Source organism: Mesorhizobium sp. CAU 1732 (assembly GCF_039888675.1).
Classification (GTDB): domain Bacteria; phylum Pseudomonadota; class Alphaproteobacteria; order Rhizobiales; family Rhizobiaceae; genus Aerobium.
In genome coordinates this window covers 3,356,698-3,375,722 of record NZ_JBDQQR010000001.1, presented here as the reverse complement: position 1 = coordinate 3,375,722, position 19,025 = coordinate 3,356,698, and the positions used below count along the sequence as shown (strand labels likewise).

The window sequence follows — 19,025 nt, the reverse complement described above, 5'->3', positions numbered from 1 at the left end:
ATCCGCCGAAGCCAGAGGAAGAAACCCATGGCAGACCTTCGCAGCAATTTCGTCGGCATCAAGTCACCGAATCCGTTCTGGCTTGCTTCCGCGCCGCCGACCGACAAGGAATACAACGTCGTCCGCGCCTTCAAGGCCGGTTGGGGCGGGGTCGTCTGGAAGACGCTCGGCGAGGAGGGACCGCCCGTCGTCAATGTCAACGGCCCGCGTTACGGCGCGATCTGGGGCGCGGATCGCAGGCTTCTGGGCCTCAACAACATCGAGCTGATCACCGACCGCGACCTTCAGACGAACCTGCGCGAGATGAAGCAGGTCAAGCGCGACTGGCCGGATCGCGCGCTCATCGCATCGATCATGGTGCCGTGCGAGGAGAATGCCTGGCGCTCGATCCTGCCGCTGGTGGAGGAAACCGGCGCTGACGGCATCGAGCTCAATTTCGGCTGTCCGCACGGCATGAGCGAGCGCGGCATGGGCGCCGCTGTCGGCCAGGTGCCGGAATATATCGAGATGGTGGTGCGCTGGTGCAAGCAATATACGCGCATGCCTGTCATCACGAAGCTGACGCCCAACATCACCGATATCCGCAAGCCCGCGCGAGCCGCCCATGCCGGCGGCACCGACGCCGTCTCGCTGATCAACACGATCAATTCGATCACGGCGGTCAATCTCGACACGTTTTCGCCTGAGCCGTCGATCGACGGGCGCGGCAGCCATGGCGGTTATTGCGGACCGGCGGTGAAGCCGATCGCGCTCAACATGGTGGCCGAGATCGCGCGCGACCCGGAAACGCGCGGCCTGCCCATTTCGGGCATTGGTGGCATTACGACGTGGCGCGATGCTGCCGAGTTCCTGGCGCTCGGCGCCGGCAATGTTCAGGTCTGCACGGCGGCCATGACCTACGGCTTCAAGATCGTCCAGGAGATGATCGCGGGGCTGGAAAACTGGATGGACGAGAAGGGCCACCGCACGCTTGACGACGTCATCGGGCGCGCGACGCCCAACGTCACCGACTGGCAGTATCTGAATCTCAACTACGTCGCCAAGGCGCGTATCGATCAGGATGCCTGCATCAAATGCGGGCGCTGCCACATCGCCTGCGAGGACACATCGCATCAGGCGATCACGTCGATGGTGGACGGCGTCCGCCACTTCGAGGTGATGGAAGACGAATGCGTCGGCTGCAATCTCTGCGTCAATGTCTGCCCGGTGGAGGGCTGCATCACGATGGAACCGCTTGCCGCGGGTGTACTCGACCAGCGTACCGGCAAGGTCGTCGAGCCGGTCTATGCCAACTGGACGACGCATCCGAACAATCCGATGGCCCGCGAGGCCGCGGAATAGTTCTCCCTGCCGCGCCGGCGTCGCCCATGTTGCGTATCGGGTGATGCCGGCGCTGGCCCTGTGGTTTTTCCTTCCTCGCCGTGAGCGCGTCGGCTAGGCATGGCGGGAAGGAACACGCATTGAACCAGCCAGTCACACTCCCCGCCGACACCCCCTCAACCAACACGACATTCGCGACCGGCAGGCAGAAGCTGCTGGGCCATCTCGCAATGCTTGTCTTCGCCACGCTGGTTGCCGGGTCCTATTCGGTCGGTGCGCTCGCCGTGCCCTATATCGGCCCGGCGGCAATCAACGCGATGCGGTTCCTGATCGGGACGTCGCTGATGGCAATCGCGGCTTTCGTCGTCCTGTCCGGTCGGGTCACGCTGCCGCGTTCGCCATGGCGCTTCGGGCTGCTGGGCCTCTTGATGGCGGTCTTTTTCATCACGATGTTCGTCGCGCTCGGGCTGACGACGCCGGTCGCGACAGGCGCGGTGTTCACGCTGATGCCGTTGATGTCGGCCTTCTTCGGCTGGCTTTTTCTGGGGCAGGTGCCGCGCGGTCTCGTATGGGCGAGTCTCGTCTTTGCGGGGCTGGGCGCGATATGGGTGATCTTCGGCGGCGATCTCGCCGCCATCCGCGCCTTCGATATCGGCCGTGGCGAACTCATCTTCGTGGTCGGCTGCGCGTGCCACGCCGCCTATGCGCCGCTGGTGAAGCGGTTCAGTCGCGGTGAGCCGCTGGTGTTCTTCACGATGTGGACGCTCTTTGCGACGGGTGTGTGCATCGCCGTCTACGGCGCGGTCGAGATCGCCCGGACCGACTGGATGAACCTTCCCGCCATCGTGTGGATCGCGATCGCATATCTTGCCGTCTTCACGACGGCGGGCACGACGTTTCTGGTCCAGTTCGCTGCCTTGCGGCTGCCGGCCGCGAAGGTGCTCGCCTACACCTATCTCACGCCGTCCTTCGTCATCGTTTTCGAGGGCCTTCTTGGCCACGGGTGGGTGAATGCCAGCGTCATGGCCGGTGCGCTCGTGACGGTTCTCGGCCTCGTCGTTCTGGCCCTGTCGCGAGACGGATGATCATAGTGATTGGTTAACCAGGATCGGCGACATTTCGGCTCCGTCACTCCGTCCACCAGCAGCAGGGGAGCCCGAAGGATGCTTGTCATCAAGGCGCGTGGGTCTTCCCAGGTCAAGGCGCTGGAAAAGCTTGCCGAGGAAATCGCGGCCGAAGAGGTGCAGGTTCTCCCGCGCCGCAGGTCCGGGCCAGGCGTGAGCACGCTGCCGGGGGCGACCATCGCACCGGCAACGCAAGCCGCCATCATGGAACTCGTCCCGACGATCGAGAGCTTTGGCGGCGAATACGAGGACTGATCAGGCCGGCGATTTCGGAATGTATCTGACCTGATCCAGCCCGTCGAAATGGGCATCGCAGGTCAGGAGATCGGCGTCCATGTGAAGAGCTGTCGCGTAGATGATCGCGTCGGCCATTGCGAGTTCGTGGAGGCGACCGATCTCGGCAGCGCGAATGGCGATCGATGTATCGAGGTCGACGACGATGCATTGTGTCGTGTACGCGATGATCCCTGCCGCAACGCCCTCGGACAGGTTTCTCGCAGACCATTTTGCAATCTCATATTGCACGATGGTCGGAACAATGCAGTGATCACGGGGCGGCAATTCGGATCGGATGACAGGGTTTTCTCGTCCGCGTACGAACCCCTCAATCCAGGCCGATGTATCGACGACGCGTATCAATAGCGGTCGTTCCGATCGCGGTAACCCGTCGGATCGGCATTTCGGGCTATTCCGAGCAGATCTTCAAGCTTGGGCACAGGTACGAGCATAACCCCGCTTCCGCTGGGTATGAAGGCAAACTCCTGTCCAGGCATCCAATGGTTTGCTTCGCGAACTGCCTTTGGAATGGAGATTTGGAATTTGCTGGAAAGGGTCGCGACGTTGCCCATTTTCTTACCCTTTGGCTATCGATACGAAAGCGTAAGATAGCGAACGGGTGTGGATGCTTCAACCTCACCCCTTCGGCTTCAACCCTTCCATGAAGAGCTGTTCCAGGAACCGCGCGGCGTCTTCGAAGCGGCCTTCGCCGCCGCGGTCGGGTCCGAGCATCGCGCGTACCTGCACGTCGAAATCGGCATAGTGCTGCGTTGTCGCCCAGATCGAGAAGATCAGGTGCCAGGGGTCGGTGCGGGCGATCTTGCCGGCGCGCATCCATCCGCGAATGATCTGCGCCTTTTCGTCCACCAGTTCGCGCAACTCGCCTTCCAGAAGCGGCATCACGCGTGGTGCGCCCTGGATGATTTCGTTGGCAAACAGCCGGCTCTCGCGCGGGAAGTCTCGCGCCATTTCGAGCTTGCGGCGGATGTAGCTGCGCAATTCGGTCATGGGATCGCCGACGTCGTCGATCTCGCGCAACGGAGCCAGCCACGTATCCAGAAGACGCTGCATCAGCGAAACGTGGATGGCCTCCTTGGAGCGGAAATAGTAGAGCAAATTCGGCTTCGACATGCCCGCCGATTCGGCGATCTGGTCGATCGTCGCGCCGCGGAACCCATGCTGGGAAAAGACCTCCAGCGCGGCTTCCAGGATGATTTCGCGCTTTTCGGTCTGAATGCGCGTCCGTCGCTTTGGCTTCACCGCATCCATCGTTCCGGAATCCCTGTCTCGTTCATCTGGACCAATCTGCTGGACCAGTCCACGCGGAAGCCGTGGAACGCGCCACGCCTGTTCCTATTGCGATAGTAATCCCTTGACCGCCCAGACGGCGGTGCTAACGTTTGTCCAATCGGTCAAAATTTGCGTAGCACAGCTACGCCCGAAGAACCAAGCGTTGGCCGACCCACGAGGGGCATACAAAAGGAAAGGCTTGGTCATGTCCAACAGGCTCAACGTTGCGCCGAACGATCTCAGCGCGTTCTGGATGCCGTTTACGGCAAATCGTCAGTTCAAGCAGGCGCCGCGTATGCTGGTCGCCGCAAAGGACATGCACTATACGACGTCGGATGGCCGCAAGGTGCTCGACGGCACCGCCGGCCTCTGGTGCGTCAACGCGGGCCATTGCCGGCCGAAGATCACCGAAGCGATCCAGCGCCAGGCGGCGGAACTCGACTACGCGCCCGCGTTCCAGATGGGCCATCCGATCGTCTTCGAACTCGCCAACCGGCTGGTCGACATCGCGCCGCAGGGCATGGACCATGTGTTCTTCACGAACTCCGGGTCGGAATCGGTCGATACCGCTCTCAAGATCGCGCTTGCCTATCAGCGCGTGAAAGGCGAGGGCGCGCGCACCCGTCTCATCGGACGCGAGCGCGGCTATCACGGCGTGAACTTCGGCGGCATCTCGGTGGGCGGCATCGTCACCAACCGCAAGATGTTCGGCACGCTGCTCAGCGGTGTCGACCACATGCCGCACACCCATCAGCCCGCGAAGAATGCGTTCACGCGCGGCGAGCCGGAGCACGGCGCGGAGTTGGCCGACGAGCTGGAGCGTATCGTCACGCTGCACGACGCCTCCACCATCGCCGCCGTCATCGTGGAACCCGTCGCTGGTTCGACCGGCGTCCTCATCCCGCCGAAAGGCTACCTCCAGAAGCTGCGCGACATCTGCACGAAGCACGGCATCCTCCTGATCTTCGACGAGGTCATTACAGGTTTCGGCCGTCTCGGCACGCCGTTTGCGGCGGATTATTTCGGCGTCACGCCGGACATCATGGTCACCGCCAAGGGCGTGTCCAACGGCGTCATTCCGATGGGCGCGGTGTTCGTGAAGAAGGAAATCCACGACGCCTTCATGACCGGGCCGGAGCACCTGATCGAGTTTTTCCACGGCTACACCTATTCCGGCAATCCGATCGCGTCGGCTGCGGCGCTTGCGACGCTCGAAACCTACAAGGACGAGGGGCTGCTGACGCGCGGCGCGGAACTCGCGCCCTATTGGGAAGACGCGCTGCACTCGCTGAAGGACGCTCCGAACGTCATCGACGTGCGCAACATCGGTCTCGTCGGCGCGATCGAACTCTCGCCGATCGCCGGCCAGCCGACGAAGCGGGCGTTCTCGGCCTTCGTCAAGGCGTTCGAGAAGGGCTGCCTGATCCGCACGACGGGCGACATCATCGCCTTGTCGCCGCCGCTGATCATCGAGAAGGGCCAGATCGACGAACTCATCGACTGCGTCCGCACCGTCCTGAACGAAGTGGAGTGAACGCATGTCCCGTCCGCAAGCCACGCACGCGGTTCTCATCGACGATGAGAAGGTGCGCGTCACGCGGTGGGACTTCGTGCCGGGCGCGGAGACCGGCTGGCATCGTCACGGCATGGATTATGTCGTGACGACGCTGACGCCATGCGCTTTTCTTCTAGAAGAACCCGGCGGCGGCAGTCGCCGGGTGGACATGGAGGCAGGCGTCGCCTACCGCCGTGAGGAGGGCGTCGAGCACAATGTCGTCAATGGCGGCACGGTCGCCATGTCCTTCGTCGAAGTCGAACTGAAAGCTTGAGGTAGACATGGCCGCTCCGGGAGAAAACCTTCGCATCAATCCCGACCGCATGTGGGATTCGCTGATGGAGATGGCGAAGATCGGACCCGGCGTGGCGGGCGGCAACAACCGCCAGACGCTGACCGACGCGGATGGCGAGGGCCGGCACCTCTTCAAACGCTGGTGCGACGAGGCCGGCCTTGAGACGGGCGTCGACAAGATGGGCACGATGTTCGCCCGTCGCGAGGGCACCGATCCATCTTTGCCACCGGTCTATGTCGGCTCGCATCTCGACACGCAGCCGACGGGCGGCAAGTATGATGGCGTGCTGGGCGTCCTTGGCGGGCTGGAAGTGATCCGCACCCTCAACGATCTCGGCATCAAGACGAAGCATCCGATCGTCGTCACCAACTGGACGAACGAGGAAGGCACGCGCTATGCGCCGGCCATGCTGGCCTCCGGCGTCTTTGCCGGCGAGCACGATCTGGAATGGGCCTACGACCGGACGGACAAGGACGGCAAGCGCTTCGGCGACGAGCTCGAGCGCATCGGCTGGAAGGGCGAGGAAGAGGTCGGCAACCGACCGATGAAGGCGTTCTTCGAGCTTCATATCGAGCAAGGCCCGATCCTCGAAGACGAAGGCATCGACATCGGCGTCGTCACCCACGGGCAGGGCCTCTGGTGGCTGCAGGTGACGCTCACCGGCAACGACGCCCATACCGGCTCGACCCCGATGCACAAGCGCCGCAATGCCGGTCTCGGCATGGCGCGGGTGACGGAACTCGTCCACGAAGTGGCGATGGACTACCAGCCCGACGCCGTGGGTGCGATCGGGCATATGGAGGTCTATCCGAACTCGCGAAACGTGATCCCGGGCGAGGTGGTCTTCACCATCGACATTCGCTCGCCCAACGCCGAAGTTCTGAACGAAATGCGCGTGCGCATCGAAGGCGGCATCGAAACGATCTGCGATGCGCTGGGCATCGGCTTCGACATCGAGGCGGTCGGGCATTTCGAGCCCGTCACGTTCGACGCGGGCTGCGTCAAGGCTGTCCGCGACGCCGCCGAGCGCCTCGGCTACAGTCACCGCGACATCGTCTCCGGCGCCGGCCACGACGCGTGCTGGATCAACCGCCTCGCGCCCACCTCCATGGTTTTCTGTCCCTGCGTGGACGGGCTTTCCCACAACGAGGCGGAAGAAATCTCGAAGGAATGGGCATCGGCGGGCGCCGACGTGCTGTTCCACGCCGTGGTGGAGACGGCAGGGATCGTTGAATGAACGCTCGCCCGACGTTCGAGGACCATCCTCTGCGCGTGCTGATTGGCTGGTCCGGTTCCGAACCGCCCTACCAGACACCGCTGATTGCGAGATGTGAACCCGCGCTCGCCCTTCCACTCAAGGATCAGACGGTGGAGACGATCCGGCTCCTGCTCGGTCAGGGTATCGCCGTCGATGTGTTGTTGCCGCGCGCATTGGAGATTCTTGAACTGAATATCCTTGCAAGTGGTGACATGTATGACGGAGATTTGTTGTCTGCTTGTCAGCGTCTGCCTGCATCGTATTGGAGCGACCATCCGGAGCATTGGACCGAACTCGAAAACATTCACCGCGACTTCGACAGGAAGATCGATCAGGTGAACAAGGATCGTGCGGTGTTTATGGCGAGGAATCCGTTCGGTGCTCGACTATGAACTGATATGCGTCGCCAGCCATGGCGTAAGAAACAGGGGAACGAAAGAATGACAAAAGTCATCAAGAACGGAACGATCGTCACTGCCGACCGCACATACAAGAGCGATGTGCTGATCGATGGCGGACGGATCGTCCAGATCGGGCCGGATCTGACCGGCGACGAGGTGTTCGACGCCACCGGCTGCTACGTCATGCCGGGCGGCATCGATCCGCACACCCATCTCGAAATGCCGTTCATGGGCACCTATTCGGCGGACGATTTCGAGAGCGGCACGCGCGCGGCTCTCTCCGGCGGGACCACGATGGTCGTCGATTTCTGCCTGCCGTCTCCCAACCAGTCGCTGCTCGAAGCCATCCAGATGTGGGACAACAAGTCGACCCGCGCCTGCTGCGATTATTCCTTCCACATGGCGATCACCTGGTGGGGCGAGCAGGTGTTCAACGAGATGCCGGAGGTCGTGAACCGCGGCATCACCTCGTTCAAGCACTTCATGGCCTACAAGGGCGCGCTGATGGTGGACGATGACGAGATGTTCTCGTCGTTCCAGCGCTGCGCCGAGCTTGGCGCGCTGCCGATGGTCCACGCCGAAAACGGCGACGTCGTCGCGCAACTGTCGCAGAAGCTTCTGGCCGAAGGCAATAACGGGCCCGAGGGCCACGCCTATTCGCGCCCGCCGGAAGTGGAGGGCGAGGCGACCAACCGCGCCATCATGATCGCCGACATGGCGGGCGTGCCGCTCTATGTGGTGCATACGTCGTGTGAGCAGAGCCACGAGGCGATCCGCCGTGCGCGCCAGAAGGGCATGCGCGTTTTCGGCGAGCCGCTGATCCAGCATCTCGTGCTCGACGAAAGCGAGTATTTCGACAAGGATTGGGACCATTCGGCGCGGCGCGTCATGAGCCCGCCCTTCCGCAACAAGCTGCATCAGGATTCGCTCTGGGCCGGCCTCCAGGCAGGTTCGCTGCAAGTCGTGGCGACCGACCATTGCGCCTTCACGACCGACCAGAAGCGCACGGGCGTCGGCGACTTCACCAAGATCCCCAACGGCACCGGCGGGCTCGAGGACCGGCTTCCGGTCCTGTGGAGCTACGGCGTCAACACCGGCCGTCTTACGCCGAACGAATTCGTCGCGGTGACATCGACCAACATCGCCAAAATCCTGAACATGTATCCGAAGAAGGGTGCGATCCTCGAAGGCTCCGATGCCGACATCATCGTGTGGGACCCGAAGCGCAAGAAGACGATTTCGTCGAAGAGCCAGCAATCGGTGATCGACTACAACGTCTTCGAGGGCATCGAGGTGACGGGCCTTCCGCGTTTCGTGTTCACGCGCGGCGCGGTGGCGGTCAATGACGGCAAGGTGGAGGCCAAGTCCGGCCACGGCGAGTTCGTGGCGCGCGAGCCGCACATGGCGGTCAACAAGGCGCTTTCGACGTGGAAGAAGGTCGTCGCGCCGCGCAAGGTCGAGCGGTCGGGCATCCCGGCGAGCGGGGTTTGAGCATCCTTGATGAATGCCCCAGCCAGCCAGACCGAGCCAGCAGCCAGAATCAACGCTCCCGTCGTCTCCGCCAACGGCCTCGGGCTCACCTTCGAGACCAATGACGGGCCCGTCCACGCGCTCTCCGATGTCGATCTGACGATCGGCAAGGGGGAGTTCGTCTCCTTCATCGGACCGTCGGGTTGCGGCAAGACGACATTTCTGCGTGTCATCGCCGATCTTGAGCAGCCGACCGCGGGCACGATCACCGTCAACGGCATGACGCCGGAAGAGGCGCGCAAGAAGCGTGCTTACGGCTACGTCTTCCAGGCGGCTGGGCTGTTTCCGTGGCGCACGATCGAGCGCAACGTCGCGCTGCCCTTGGAAATCATGGACTATTCCAAGGCCGAGATCGCGCAGCGCATCAAGCGCACGCTCGATCTCGTGAACCTCACCGGGTTCGAGAAGAAGTTCCCCTGGCAGTTGTCGGGCGGAATGCAGCAACGCGCCTCGATCGCGCGGGCGCTCGCGTTCGATGCCGATCTGCTTCTCATGGACGAGCCTTTCGGCGCGCTGGACGAGATCGTGCGCGATCATCTGAACAAGCAGCTTCTGGAGCTTTGGGCGCGGACCGAAAAGACGATCTGCTTCGTCACCCATTCGATCCCCGAGGCCGTCTATCTCTCCACCAAGATCGTCGTGATGTCGCCGCGGCCCGGCCGCGTGACCGATATCATCGACTCGACGCTTCCCGCAGAGCGCCCGCTCGACATCCGCGAGACGCCCGAATTCCTGGAAATCGCCGCCCGCGTCCGCGACGGCCTGAGGGCAGGGCACTCGTATGAGGATTGAGCGGGCCACATGACCGATCGTCTCCGCGACAAGATCATGCCTGTCACCGCGATCCTGCTTGGCATCGTCGCGATCTGGTATGTCGGGGCGTATATGATGAACGCGCCGTTCCAGCGTGATCTCGACAGGCGGGCGGGCGAGGCGCCGACGGCGGTCGAGTTTCTCGTCAAGACGATGACGCAGCCGAAGCCGACGCTGCCTGCGCCGCATCAGGTTGCGGTGAATTTTTTCGAGAACACGTTCCTGCGCAACGTCACCTCCGCGCGCAGCCTCGTCTACCATGCCTGGGTGACGCTCTCCTCGACGCTTCTGGGCTTTGCGTTCGGGACGCTTCTGGGCATCGCGATCGCGGTCGGCATCGTGCATGTGACGGCACTCGACCGCAGCCTGATGCCGTGGATCATCACATCGCAGACGATCCCGATCCTGGCTCTCGCGCCGATGATCATCGTGGTGCTGGCGGCAGTCGGCATCACGGGTCTGATCCCCAAGGCGCTGATTTCGACATATCTCTCGTTCTTCCCCGTCGCGGTCGGCATGGTGAAGGGGTTGCGCTCGCCTGAAACCATGCATCTCGATCTGATGCGGACCTACAATGCGACCAAGGCCTCGACCTTCTGGAAACTGCGGCTGCCGGCGTCGGTGCCGTATCTCTTCGCCTCCATGAAGGTGGCGATCGCGGCCAGCCTTGTTGGCGCAATCGTCGGCGAGTTGCCGACCGGCGCGGTCGCCGGCATCGGATCGAAGCTCTTGTCCGGTTCGTACTACAGCCAGACGATTGACATGTTCTCGGCGCTCGTTGCGGGATCGATCGTGGCGATCCTGCTCGTGACCGCCGTCGGGCTCGCGGGACGGATCGTCGAGCGGGCAATGGGAGCGCGGCCGGCATGAGCGCGTTTCGCCCGTCATGGCAGTCCCTTCTTGCGACAGTGCTTGCCGTCATCGCCGCCTTCCTGCTGCCGATCGCGAATGCCGAGATGTCGCTCGATGCGCCGGCGGCGTCCGCTTTCATGGCCTCCCTGATCCTGGCGCTTCTGGCGGGCGCTATCGCGATCGACGCGACGAGCAAGCGGGCCGGCCTGCGTGCAATCGCGCTGTTTGTCGGGGCGCATCTCGCTGTCTACCTCCTGTTGGCGGAGATCGGCAGCAAGAACGGGGCGGCGAGGGCGTCGTTCTATCTGCTGCTCGCCGCGTCGTGGCTGCTGGCGTGGCGGCTGGTGACGGTCCTGTCGTCGATGAAGCCCGCGTCGCGCGCAGCCGACATCGCTGTGCGGCTCTTCATTCCGGTGCTGTTCGGGGCGTGGATCCTGATCCTCTGGGAGGCGATCGTGCGCGGGGCCGGTATCCCGTTCGTGCTCCTGCCGCCGCCGTCGGCGATCGGCGCGCGCATCGTCAATTCGATCCCGATCCTTGCGGCCGACGTGAACCAGACGATCTTCCGCGCCGTGATCATCGGCTACGTGCTGGGCTGCGGCGCGGGCTTTGCCGCGGCGATCCTCGCGGACCGGTTCCAGTTTCTGCGGCGCGGGCTTCTGCCCATCGGCAACATGGTCTCGGCGCTGCCGATCATCGGCGTCGCGCCGATCATGGTGATGTGGTTCGGTTTCGACTGGCACTCGAAGGCTGCCGTCGTCGTCATCATGACGTTCTTCCCGATGCTGGTGAACACCGTTGCAGGGCTCGCAGCATCGGGCCACATGGAGCGCGACCTGATGCGCACCTACGCGTCGGGATACTGGCAGACGCTCGGCAAGCTGCGGCTTCCCGCCGCGATGCCTTTCATTTTCAACGCGCTCAAGATCAACTCGACGCTGGCGCTCATCGGCGCGATCGTCGCGGAGTTCTTCGGTACACCTGTCGTGGGCATGGGCTTCCGCATTTCGACGGAGGTGGGGCGCATGAATGTCGACATGGTCTGGGCGGAAATCGCGGTTGCGGCGCTCGCGGGTTCCGTCTTTTATGGTGTGATCGCTCTCGCAGAAAGAGCCGTCACGTTTTGGCACCCGTCTATCCGTGGGGGATAGACCAATCCAGAGGGTAATAAAATGAAGAAAATGATCGTATCGATGATGGCAGGCGCGATGTCGCTTGCCGCCGCACAGGCCTGGGCCGCCGACGCGGTGACGTTGCAGCTCAAATGGGTCGCCCAGTCGCAGTTCGCGGGCTATTACGTCGCCCTCGACAAGGGGTTTTACGAGGAAGCCGATCTCGACGTCACCATCAAGCCGGGCGGCCCGGACATCGCGCCCGAGCAGGTGATCGCCGGCGGCGGCGCCGACGTGGTCGTGACGTGGATGGCCGCCGCGCTCGCCGCCCGCGACAAGGGCGTGCCGCTGGTCAACATCGCGCAGCCCTACAAGAAGGCCGGCATGCAGCTCGTCTGCCCGGCTGACGGCCCGATCAAGACGGAAGCGGACTTCAAGGGTCACACGCTCGGCGTCTGGTTCTTCGGCAATGAATATCCGTTCTATGCCTGGATGAACAAGCTCGGCCTCGGCACCGAGGGCGGTGCCGATGGCGTCACCGTGCTCAAGCAGTCCTTCGACGTGCAGCCCCTGATCCAGAAGCAGGCCGACTGCATCTCGGTCATGACCTACAACGAGTACTGGCAGCTCATCGACGCCGGCTACAAGCCGGAAGACCTGACCGTCTTCAACTACACCGAGATGGGCAACGACCTTCTCGAGGACGGTCTCTACGTCATGGAAGACAAGCTGGCGGACGAGGCGTTCAAGGAAAAGATGGTCCGCTTCGTGCGCGCCTCCATGAAGGGCTGGGAATACGCCATGGCCAATCCTGAAGAGGCCGCCGGCATCGTCATGGACAATGGCGGACAGGACGAGAACCACCAGGTTCGCATGATGGGCGAGGTCGCCAAGCTCATCGACACGCCGGATGGAAAGCTGATCCCGGAAGCGTATGAGCGCACGGCGAAGGCTTTGCTCGACCAGAAGATCATCGAGAAGGAGCCGTCCGGCGCCTACACGACCGAGATCACCGACGCTCTCTAAAGCGGTTTCGGACGAGGTGGAATCGGTTTTCACCGGAACACCCGCTCCACCGCCTTCGGCGGTCCCTCTCCCCCATGAAGATGGGGGAGGATCCAGGTAGCGGACGGCCGCTACGCCGGCTTCTCCCCTGCGGAGCAGTGGACTGAAAGATGCGGGAAGGGGGCGGGCGACCGCCCCTTTTTCGTGGGGGCCCGGTTTTTTTACGTCTGTGGTGATGCGCGGAGGACGACGTCGCTCATGAGGTGTCGGGCGCGGCGGGAAGCGGTGCGCCGAGGGTGAATGCCGCGAGCGATGACAGGGCGTTGAGGGCGGCGCGCAGTGCGGGCATGCGGCCGGACGGCGATGCGGCACGGTCGCAACTGGTCCGCCCGCGCGTTGCGGGAAGTAATCTTGCCTGGCCGTCGATCTGCCGCGCGAGCGCGCGAAGGCTGACGGCGAGACGCATGGCATCCAACGGGCCGGCACTTGTCGGAACGATCGGCATCGAGGCCGATGGCGCGTCGGAGCGCCCGTCGACGAAGTCGCGCGCCACCGCCTCTGCCTGCCGCAGGAACCATAGGACCAGGCTCGCGACCACGGTGGAACGGCCCGCGGTGCGCTCGGCCAGATCGGCAAGGGAAAAGAGCAGGGCGACGATGTGGCCGAGTGCTGCCCGTTCCTCCTCGATTGCCCGCTTCCAGTCCATTGCCGCCGCTCCGTTGCTTGGATGGGCATTGTCCGGGAGTGGGGCGGGGAGGTGGATACGTTTTTCGGAACGCTGCTGACAGATGCTGACAGCGTGAGGGCTTTGAAGGCCTGACGGGACCTGGATCATTTCAGGCTTTTGCGGAAACACCCCCTCCGGCCCTCCGGGCCACCTCCCCCATGAAAATGGGGGAGGATCCGGCGTCGCGGACGGCCGCAACCTGGATCCTCCTCCGTTTACGGTGGAGGGGGCGTTTTCGCGAAAACCTGAAATGATCTCGTCGCCCAACCAAGCATTTGGGTAAGACGGGCGACCGCTCCTTCTTCCATTTGACATCAATCTTGTTCGTACCTGCCGTCTCGTCGCTCTGACGGAGACAGTGCGTCCAGCGCCAGAACGATCCGGCACCTTGAGCGCTCGTCTCGAAGCACATAGGTGTGCAGCAACATTCATTCACACGCCGGAGCGTGCCTCATGAAAAACATCGGCTTTCTTTCGTTCGGCCACTGGTCGCCGTCGCCCCAGTCGGGCACGCGGTCCGCGTCCGATGCGCTGCTTCAATCCATCGACCTCGCGGTAGCGGCGGAAGAACTCGGTGCGGACGGGGCCTATTTCCGCGTCCATCACTTCGCCCGCCAGCTCGCATCGCCGTTTCCATTGCTGGCGGCTGTGGGCGCCAAGACCAGCCGGATCGAGATCGGCACCGCCGTCATCGACATGCGCTACGAGAACCCGCTCTACATGATTGAGGATGCGGGCGCTGCCGACCTTATCGCGGGGGGGCGTCTCCAACTCGGCATCAGCCGCGGCTCGCCCGAACAGGTGATCGATGGCTGGCGCTATTTCGGCTATGCGCCTCAGGACGGCCAGAGCGATGCGGACATGGCGCGCGCGAATGCCGAGATGTTCTTCAAGCTGCTCGAGGGCAAGGGCTTTGCCCAACCAAACCCGCGTCCCATGTTCGCGAACCCGCCCGGCCTGTTGCGGGTGGAGCCGCATTCGGAGGGCCTGCGCGACCGCATCTGGTGGGGTGCGGCCACGGATGCGACCGCCGTGTGGGCGGCGAAGCTGGGCATGAATTTGCAAAGCTCGACGCTGAAGTTCGACGAAAGCGGCGAGCCGCTGCACATCCAGCAGGCAAAGCAGATCCGCGCCTACCGCGAGGCCTGGAAGGAGGCCGGCCATGAACGCACCCCGCGCGTGTCGGTCAGCCGCTCGATCTTCGCGCTGGTCAACGACATGGACCGCGCCTATTTCGGCGGCAGCGGCGACAGCACCGATCATTTCGGCTACATCGAGCCGGAGAAACGCGCCGTCTTCGGGCGCAGCTACGCAGCAGAGCCGGAGGTGCTTGTCGAGCAGTTGCGTGAGGACGAGGCGATCGCCGAGGCTGATACGCTGCTCCTGACGGTGCCCAACCAGCTCGGCGTCGACTACAATGCCCACATCATAGAGGCGATCCTCAAGCATGTCGCGCCAGCGCTGGGCTGGCGGTGACGTGGGCGGTTGACCGGAGGTCATGCCTCCAGCCTTGACCTCTCCGTCTGCCTGAACGCCCCCGGTGTCATCCCCGTCTGGCGGCGGAAGAAGCGGTTGAAATAGGCCGGGTCGGAAAAACCCAGCGAATAGGCGATCGCCTGCACCGGCGTTGGCGTGAAGACGAGATCTCGCCGCGCCACCTCGACGAGCTGCAATGCCGTCAGCCCCTGCACGCTGTGCCCCGTCACCATCCGCGCCAGCCGGTTGAGATGCGCCGACGAGACGCCGATCGCGTCGGCGTAGAACCGCACCGGCCGGTGCTCTCGGAAATGCGCCGCGATCAGCGTCATCAGCGTTTCGACGCGTGCGCGGTCGCGGTCGGCAAGTCCCGAGCCGGATTCCGCTGTCATGCTTCCTGCCCTGACCAGCGACACAAGTGCCGCCGTCATCAGCGGCTCCAGCAGCATAAGGCGCCCGGCGTTGCGGCCGTGAAGCTCCATGTGCAGGCGCTCGACGCAGGCGACGGCGAAGTCGGCGTCGGAATTGTCGTCGTCCAGCGCCACAATCCGCGTCTCGGCCGCGAAGACGGCGACCTGGCGATCGGCGGCCGCGATCGCGCGCAGCCTGTCGCCGAGCGCGGTGACGACGAGGCCGTCGATCTCGCGCGAGTAGCGGAAGCCGTGAACCGCGCCCGGCGGGATGAAGATGGCGCAGGGCGCGACGAGCGGGCGGATACCGCCGTGCTCCGCGAGCTCGCCGTTGCCCGCAGTCAGGCAAAAGATCTGGAAGAACTGGTCGTGGCGGTGCTGCGCAATCTCCCAATTGTGCAGGTGCGTTCGCTCCGGGATCGTCTCGGAGTGAATCCAGAAATCGCCGGATTCGCCTGATTTCTCACGATAAAGCCGATAGGAGGGGATCGATCCGGGCATTGCACCTTCTCTCGATGATGGTCGGATAGTGCAATCGAATGCCTTGAATGTCCATTGCTTACGCCGCCGCTTGGAGGCACTTTCCGGCTGCTAAGCCATCTTGGGAGGAAAGCCGGCATGCGCACGCAGGTCGCCATCATCGGCTCCGGCCCATCGGGATTGTTGCTCGGTCAGCTTCTGACCGATGCGGGCATCGACAATGTGATCCTCGAGCGCGCGACACGGGACTACGTGCTTGGCCGCATTCGTGCGGGCGTGCTGGAGGAAGGCACCACCCACATGCTCGACGAGGCGGGTGCGGGCGCCCGCATGCATGCGCAAGGCCTGCCGCATGACGGCTTCGACCTGACCTTCGCGGGCAAACATCACCGCATCGATCTTCATGCGCTCACCGGCAAGCGCGTCATGGTCTACGGCCAGACGGAGGTCACGCGCGATCTCATGGACCGCCGTGCCGAAACGGGCGGGGTGACGATCTACGAAGCCGCCGATGCCGAGCCCCACGATTTCGACGGCGGCAAGCCATATGTGACATTCAAATCCAACGGCGTGGAACAGCGGCTCGATTGCGACTTCATCGCCGGCTGCGACGGCTATCACGGACCGTCCCGAAAGGCTGTCGAAGGCAAGGGCCTCGAGACGTTCGAGCGGACCTATCCGTTCGGCTGGCTCGGCATCGTCGCGGACGTGCCGCCCGTCAGCCACGAACTGATCTATTCGAACCATCCGCGTGGCTTCGCGCTGTGCTCGATGCGGTCCAATACGCGCAGCCGTTATTACGTCCAATGCGCGCTGGACGAGAAGGTCGAAGCGTGGTCCGACGATCGTTTCTGGGACGAGCTTCGATCTCGCCTGCCGGCCGAGACGGCGCAGGCGATGACGACCGGACCCTCGATCGAGAAGTCGATCGCGCCTTTGCGTTCCTTCGTCGCCGAGCCGATGCGTTTCGGCAGGCTCTTCCTCGTCGGCGATGCGGCGCATATCGTGCCGCCGACGGGCGCGAAGGGCCTCAACCTGGCGGCAAGCGATGTCCGTTATCTTTTCGACGGGCTGCGCGAGCACTATTCGGACCGATCCGACGCGGGAATCGACGCATATTCGCAGCGTGCGCTGGCGCGGGTCTGGAAGGCGGAGCGCTTTTCGTGGTGGATGACGAATACGATGCACCGGTTTCCCGATGCGGGATCGTTCGGGCAGCGGATACAGGAAGCGGAACTCGACTATCTGACGGGGTCGCAGGCTGCATCCACGTCGATGGCCGAGAATTATGTCGGTCTGCCCTTCTGAGGCGGGCATAGGAGAGACGAATGAGTGAGAAGTCACCACGCCATGCACAGGGGATGGCGACGCGCCGGAGCGTGCTGGGCGAGAGCTATGTGAACCGTGCGGAGACGTCGAAGAGCGCGCTCGACGCGCCGTTTCAGGACCTGATCACGGAAGCCGCATGGGGCCATGTCTGGTCGCGCGATACGATCACCAAGCGAGAGCGCTCGATGCTGACGCTGGCCCTTCTGGCGGCGCTCGGAAACTATGAGGAGCTGGCGCTTCACACACGCGCGACCGCCAACACCGGCGCCTCGCGCGACGACATCATGGAAGCCATGCTCCACGTCGCGATCTATGCGGGCGTTCCGCGCGCCAATCATGCGATCAAGGTCGTGAAGCAGGTGTTTGCCGACATGGACAAGGAGACGACGGAATGAGCGAGGGCGCATTCTCCAACCGCAAGCCCGAGACGGGTGCCTTCTTTCAACGCGACCGCGAGTGGCATCCGGCGGCCTATACGCCCGGCTACAAGACGTCCGTGCTGCGCTCGCCGCAAAAGGCATTGCTGTCGCTCGACGGCACGATCTCGGAAATCACGGGTCCGGTGTTCGGCCACAACATACTGGGCGAACTGGACGACGATCTGATCCACAATTTCGCCAAGCCCGGCGAGAGCGCGGTCGGCCCGCGCATCGTGGTTTACGGGCGCGTTCTGGACGAGCGCGGCAAGGGCGTGCCTGGCGCGTTGCTGGAGTTCTGGCAGGCCAATGCCGGCGGGCGTTACCGCCACAGGAAGGAAGGCTATATCGCGGCGCTCGATCCGAATTTCGGCGGGTGCGGACGCACGATCACCGACGAGGATGGCGGCTACGCTTTCCGCACGATCCAGCCGGGGCCGTATCCCTGGCCGAACGGCCCGAACGACTGGCGACCGGCTCACATCCACTTTTCCGTCTTCGGGCACGGTTTCGCGCAGCGCCTGATCACGCAGATGTATTTCGAAGGCGACCCGATGATCGCGCTCTGCCCGATCGTCAAGACGATCAACGATCCGGCAGCGATTTCCGGACTGACCGCCGCGCTCGACATGCAGGCGACCACACCGATGGACAGCCGCGCCTACAAGTTCGATATCGTGCTGCGCGGCCGCCGCTCGACGATGTTCGAGAACCGGCTGGAGGGGAACTGATCATGGCACAGACACTCAATCGCCTCAGGGAAAGCGCCTCGCAGACCGCGGGTCCCTACGTCCATATCGGCCTGACGCCGAATTTCGCCGAGATTACCGGGGTCTATCCGCAGGACCTCGGGACCAGCATGGTCAACGACAAGACCAAGGGTGAGCGCATCACGATCACCGGCTACGTCTTCGACGGCACGGGAACGCCGATCAAGGATGCGCTGATCGAAATCTGGCAGGCCGATGCGGCAGGGCTTTACAATTCGCCATCCGAAATGCGCGGCACCGCCGACCCGAATTTCACCGGATGGGGCAGGTGCCCGACCGACATGACGAGCGGCGAATACCGTTTCGAGACGGTCAAGCCGGGCATGGTTCCTTTCAAGGGTGGCCGCAGGCAAGCGCCGCACATCACCTTCTGGATCGTGGCGCGGGGCATCAATCTCGGCCTTCAGACGCGGATGTATTTCGGTGACGAGGAGGCCGCCAACGGCGATGATCCGATCCTCGGGCGCATCGAGCATCGCATGCGCGTGCCGACGCTGATTGCGCAGCGCGACGGCGACGCCTACCGTTTCGACATCCATCTCCAGGGGGAGAAGGAAACCGTGTTCTTCGACATCTGAGCGAGACA

22 protein-coding genes are annotated in these 19,025 nt (G+C 63.5%); 17 read left to right on the top strand and 5 right to left on the bottom strand.

Annotation, left to right across the window (positions count from 1 at the left end; all coding sequences use genetic code 11):
• The first annotated feature begins 27 nt into the window (after window positions 1-27).
• The 3 genes from preA to AAFN55_RS16440 all read left to right on the top strand — a co-directional run bounded on the left by preA (window position 28) and on the right by AAFN55_RS16440 (window position 2,699).
• Window positions 28-1,341, top strand: coding sequence for an NAD-dependent dihydropyrimidine dehydrogenase subunit PreA (gene preA / locus AAFN55_RS16450; protein WP_347799905.1), 1,314 nt, complete (start codon window positions 28-30; stop codon window positions 1,339-1,341).
• Window positions 1,342-1,460: 119 nt separating this feature from the next.
• Window positions 1,461-2,405: a DMT family transporter gene (locus tag AAFN55_RS16445; protein ID WP_347799904.1), complete on the top strand. Its 945-nt coding sequence runs from the start codon at window positions 1,461-1,463 to the stop codon at window positions 2,403-2,405.
• Window positions 2,406-2,483: 78 nt separating this feature from the next.
• On the top strand, window positions 2,484-2,699 hold the full coding sequence (locus AAFN55_RS16440; RefSeq protein WP_347799903.1) for a hypothetical protein: 216 nt from the start codon (window positions 2,484-2,486) through the stop codon (window positions 2,697-2,699).
• Here the strand turns inward: AAFN55_RS16440 and AAFN55_RS16435 are convergent, their stop codons facing one another.
• The 3 genes from AAFN55_RS16435 to AAFN55_RS16425 form a co-directional block, all read right to left on the bottom strand.
• The gene (locus tag AAFN55_RS16435) at window positions 2,700-3,080 is read right to left on the bottom strand and encodes a type II toxin-antitoxin system VapC family toxin (RefSeq protein ID WP_347800287.1); all 381 of its coding nucleotides are present in this window, start codon (window positions 3,078-3,080) and stop codon (window positions 2,700-2,702) included.
• Complete coding sequence (locus AAFN55_RS16430) at window positions 3,080-3,292, bottom strand: AbrB/MazE/SpoVT family DNA-binding domain-containing protein (protein WP_347799902.1); 213 nt, start codon at window positions 3,290-3,292, stop codon at window positions 3,080-3,082. Before AAFN55_RS16430 ends, AAFN55_RS16435 begins: the two co-directional genes overlap by 1 nt.
• Before the next feature lie 64 nt (window positions 3,293-3,356).
• Window positions 3,357-3,989, bottom strand: coding sequence for a TetR family transcriptional regulator C-terminal domain-containing protein (locus tag AAFN55_RS16425; protein WP_347799901.1), 633 nt, complete (start codon window positions 3,987-3,989; stop codon window positions 3,357-3,359).
• A 226-nt stretch (window positions 3,990-4,215) separates the two neighbouring features.
• Here AAFN55_RS16425 and AAFN55_RS16420 point away from each other — a divergent pair, with 226 nt between their 5' ends.
• The 9 genes from AAFN55_RS16420 to AAFN55_RS16380 are packed head-to-tail and all read left to right on the top strand — an operon-like array spanning window position 4,216 to window position 12,852.
• Window positions 4,216-5,544: an aspartate aminotransferase family protein gene (locus AAFN55_RS16420; protein ID WP_347799900.1), complete on the top strand. Its 1,329-nt coding sequence runs from the start codon at window positions 4,216-4,218 to the stop codon at window positions 5,542-5,544.
• 4 nt (window positions 5,545-5,548) lie between these two features.
• Entirely contained in the window at window positions 5,549-5,839 is a 291-nt protein-coding gene (locus AAFN55_RS16415; protein ID WP_347799899.1) for a cupin domain-containing protein, read from the top strand.
• Window positions 5,840-5,846: 7 nt separating this feature from the next.
• On the top strand, window positions 5,847-7,097 hold the full coding sequence (locus AAFN55_RS16410) for a Zn-dependent hydrolase (RefSeq protein ID WP_347799898.1): 1,251 nt from the start codon (window positions 5,847-5,849) through the stop codon (window positions 7,095-7,097).
• Window positions 7,094-7,510 carry a contact-dependent growth inhibition system immunity protein gene (locus tag AAFN55_RS16405; RefSeq protein ID WP_347799897.1) on the top strand — a complete coding sequence of 139 codons (417 nt, stop codon included), beginning with the start codon at window positions 7,094-7,096 and terminating at the stop codon, window positions 7,508-7,510. The genes AAFN55_RS16410 and AAFN55_RS16405 overlap by 4 nt, the downstream gene beginning before the upstream one ends.
• Window positions 7,511-7,558: 48 nt before the next feature.
• A complete protein-coding gene (hydA, locus tag AAFN55_RS16400) occupies window positions 7,559-9,010 on the top strand; it encodes a dihydropyrimidinase (RefSeq protein ID WP_347799896.1) in 1,452 nt (483 codons plus the stop codon).
• Between the two features lie 9 nt (window positions 9,011-9,019).
• Window positions 9,020-9,841 (top strand): ABC transporter ATP-binding protein, encoded by an 822-nt coding sequence (locus tag AAFN55_RS16395; protein WP_347799895.1) that lies wholly within the window; start codon window positions 9,020-9,022, stop codon window positions 9,839-9,841.
• A 9-nt stretch (window positions 9,842-9,850) separates the two neighbouring features.
• On the top strand, window positions 9,851-10,732 hold the full coding sequence (locus tag AAFN55_RS16390) for an ABC transporter permease (RefSeq protein WP_347799894.1): 882 nt from the start codon (window positions 9,851-9,853) through the stop codon (window positions 10,730-10,732).
• On the top strand, window positions 10,729-11,865 hold the full coding sequence (locus tag AAFN55_RS16385) for an ABC transporter permease (RefSeq protein ID WP_347799893.1): 1,137 nt from the start codon (window positions 10,729-10,731) through the stop codon (window positions 11,863-11,865). Before AAFN55_RS16390 ends, AAFN55_RS16385 begins: the two co-directional genes overlap by 4 nt.
• A 21-nt stretch (window positions 11,866-11,886) precedes the next feature.
• Entirely contained in the window at window positions 11,887-12,852 is a 966-nt protein-coding gene (locus tag AAFN55_RS16380) for an ABC transporter substrate-binding protein (RefSeq protein WP_347799892.1), read from the top strand.
• 235 nt (window positions 12,853-13,087) lie between these two features.
• Here the strand turns inward: AAFN55_RS16380 and AAFN55_RS16375 are convergent, their stop codons facing one another.
• Window positions 13,088-13,537: a hypothetical protein gene (locus tag AAFN55_RS16375; RefSeq protein ID WP_347799891.1), complete on the bottom strand. Its 450-nt coding sequence runs from the start codon at window positions 13,535-13,537 to the stop codon at window positions 13,088-13,090.
• 474 nt (window positions 13,538-14,011) lie between these two features.
• Between AAFN55_RS16375 and AAFN55_RS16370 the strand changes: the two genes are divergently transcribed.
• Window positions 14,012-15,034 carry an LLM class flavin-dependent oxidoreductase gene (locus AAFN55_RS16370; protein ID WP_347799890.1) on the top strand — a complete coding sequence of 341 codons (1,023 nt, stop codon included), beginning with the start codon at window positions 14,012-14,014 and terminating at the stop codon, window positions 15,032-15,034.
• Between the two features lie 20 nt (window positions 15,035-15,054).
• Here AAFN55_RS16370 and AAFN55_RS16365 read toward each other — a convergent pair whose 3' ends face one another.
• Entirely contained in the window at window positions 15,055-15,945 is an 891-nt protein-coding gene (locus AAFN55_RS16365) for a helix-turn-helix domain-containing protein (RefSeq protein ID WP_347799889.1), read from the bottom strand.
• 117 nt (window positions 15,946-16,062) lie between these two features.
• Between AAFN55_RS16365 and pobA the strand changes: the two genes are divergently transcribed.
• Genes pobA through pcaG form a run of 4 tightly spaced genes read left to right on the top strand, consistent with a single transcriptional unit; the run spans window position 16,063 to window position 19,017 of the window.
• The gene (pobA, locus tag AAFN55_RS16360; RefSeq protein ID WP_347799888.1) at window positions 16,063-17,232 is read left to right on the top strand and encodes a 4-hydroxybenzoate 3-monooxygenase; all 1,170 of its coding nucleotides are present in this window, start codon (window positions 16,063-16,065) and stop codon (window positions 17,230-17,232) included.
• A gap of 20 nt (window positions 17,233-17,252) precedes the next feature.
• Window positions 17,253-17,648, top strand: a complete 396-nt coding sequence (gene pcaC, locus AAFN55_RS16355; RefSeq protein ID WP_347799887.1) for a 4-carboxymuconolactone decarboxylase — start codon at window positions 17,253-17,255, stop codon at window positions 17,646-17,648.
• The gene (gene pcaH, locus AAFN55_RS16350; RefSeq protein ID WP_347799886.1) at window positions 17,645-18,400 is read left to right on the top strand and encodes a protocatechuate 3,4-dioxygenase subunit beta; all 756 of its coding nucleotides are present in this window, start codon (window positions 17,645-17,647) and stop codon (window positions 18,398-18,400) included. Before pcaC ends, pcaH begins: the two co-directional genes overlap by 4 nt.
• 2 nt (window positions 18,401-18,402) lie before the next feature.
• A complete protein-coding gene (gene pcaG / locus AAFN55_RS16345) occupies window positions 18,403-19,017 on the top strand; it encodes a protocatechuate 3,4-dioxygenase subunit alpha (protein WP_347799885.1) in 615 nt (204 codons plus the stop codon).
• Window positions 19,018-19,025: the final 8 nt, after the last annotated feature.

Excerpts from the sequence above, each read along its gene's own strand:
- pcaC (WP_347799887.1), top strand. The coding sequence starts at position 17,253 with ATGAGTGAGAAGTCACCACGCCATGCACAGGGGATGGCGACGCGCCGG.
- hydA (WP_347799896.1), top strand. The coding sequence starts at position 7,559 with ATGACAAAAGTCATCAAGAACGGAACGATCGTCACTGCCGACCGCACA.
- AAFN55_RS16430 (WP_347799902.1), bottom strand. The coding sequence starts at position 3,292 with ATGGGCAACGTCGCGACCCTTTCCAGCAAATTCCAAATCTCCATTCCA.
- pcaG (WP_347799885.1), top strand. The coding sequence starts at position 18,403 with ATGGCACAGACACTCAATCGCCTCAGGGAAAGCGCCTCGCAGACCGCG.
- AAFN55_RS16415 (WP_347799899.1), top strand. The coding sequence starts at position 5,549 with ATGTCCCGTCCGCAAGCCACGCACGCGGTTCTCATCGACGATGAGAAG.
- AAFN55_RS16365 (WP_347799889.1), bottom strand. The coding sequence starts at position 15,945 with ATGCCCGGATCGATCCCCTCCTATCGGCTTTATCGTGAGAAATCAGGC.
- AAFN55_RS16395 (WP_347799895.1), top strand. The coding sequence starts at position 9,020 with ATGAATGCCCCAGCCAGCCAGACCGAGCCAGCAGCCAGAATCAACGCT.
- AAFN55_RS16370 (WP_347799890.1), top strand. The coding sequence starts at position 14,012 with ATGAAAAACATCGGCTTTCTTTCGTTCGGCCACTGGTCGCCGTCGCCC.
- pcaH (WP_347799886.1), top strand. The coding sequence starts at position 17,645 with ATGAGCGAGGGCGCATTCTCCAACCGCAAGCCCGAGACGGGTGCCTTC.
- AAFN55_RS16420 (WP_347799900.1), top strand. The coding sequence starts at position 4,216 with ATGTCCAACAGGCTCAACGTTGCGCCGAACGATCTCAGCGCGTTCTGG.
- AAFN55_RS16390 (WP_347799894.1), top strand. The coding sequence starts at position 9,851 with ATGACCGATCGTCTCCGCGACAAGATCATGCCTGTCACCGCGATCCTG.
- AAFN55_RS16380 (WP_347799892.1), top strand. The coding sequence starts at position 11,887 with ATGAAGAAAATGATCGTATCGATGATGGCAGGCGCGATGTCGCTTGCC.
- AAFN55_RS16425 (WP_347799901.1), bottom strand. The coding sequence starts at position 3,989 with ATGGATGCGGTGAAGCCAAAGCGACGGACGCGCATTCAGACCGAAAAG.
- preA (WP_347799905.1), top strand. The coding sequence starts at position 28 with ATGGCAGACCTTCGCAGCAATTTCGTCGGCATCAAGTCACCGAATCCG.
- AAFN55_RS16405 (WP_347799897.1), top strand. The coding sequence starts at position 7,094 with ATGAACGCTCGCCCGACGTTCGAGGACCATCCTCTGCGCGTGCTGATT.
- AAFN55_RS16385 (WP_347799893.1), top strand. The coding sequence starts at position 10,729 with ATGAGCGCGTTTCGCCCGTCATGGCAGTCCCTTCTTGCGACAGTGCTT.
- AAFN55_RS16410 (WP_347799898.1), top strand. The coding sequence starts at position 5,847 with ATGGCCGCTCCGGGAGAAAACCTTCGCATCAATCCCGACCGCATGTGG.
- pobA (WP_347799888.1), top strand. The coding sequence starts at position 16,063 with ATGCGCACGCAGGTCGCCATCATCGGCTCCGGCCCATCGGGATTGTTG.
- AAFN55_RS16440 (WP_347799903.1), top strand. The coding sequence starts at position 2,484 with ATGCTTGTCATCAAGGCGCGTGGGTCTTCCCAGGTCAAGGCGCTGGAA.
- AAFN55_RS16375 (WP_347799891.1), bottom strand. The coding sequence starts at position 13,537 with ATGGACTGGAAGCGGGCAATCGAGGAGGAACGGGCAGCACTCGGCCAC.